This window comes from Pseudoalteromonas sp. SR44-2, assembly GCF_014163745.1.
GTDB classification, from domain to species: domain Bacteria; phylum Pseudomonadota; class Gammaproteobacteria; order Enterobacterales; family Alteromonadaceae; genus Pseudoalteromonas; species Pseudoalteromonas distincta.
On sequence record NZ_JACJDW010000080.1, the window covers coordinates 1 to 393 of the forward strand.

The 393-nt window shown below is 36.4% G+C and carries 1 pseudogene; it reads left to right on the plus strand.

The annotated features are described in order from the left end of the window. Positions 1-93: 93 nt before the first annotated feature. A pseudogene (locus H5115_RS20010) lies at positions 94-393 on the plus strand (transposase); the annotation flags it as partial.

Here is a 393-nt window from a genome sequence, read left to right on the forward strand (position 1 = left end):
AATTAAAATAAACAAGACACCCATCCTAAATTTTGCACTTTATGGAGTTAGAGGCTAGCCTTTATTTAGTGCAAAAAACAAGCAGGGTTTCTTATGGCAATTGCAAGAAAGCGTCAAATAAGTCTGGTTGATACAAAATATTACCATTGTATTTCGCGTTGCGTACGTCGTGCATTTTTATGTGGCGAAGACCGTTTTACATGTCAATCTTACGAGCATCGACGAGGGTGGGTTGATGATAAGTTACTTATGCTCGCAAAAATATTTTGTATTGATGTATGTGCTTATGCCGTAATGAGTAATCACACCCATTTGGTACTATATGTAGATGATAAGAAAGCAAACAGACTGAATGATAAAGCGATTGTTATTCGCTGGCATAAACTGTGTAAA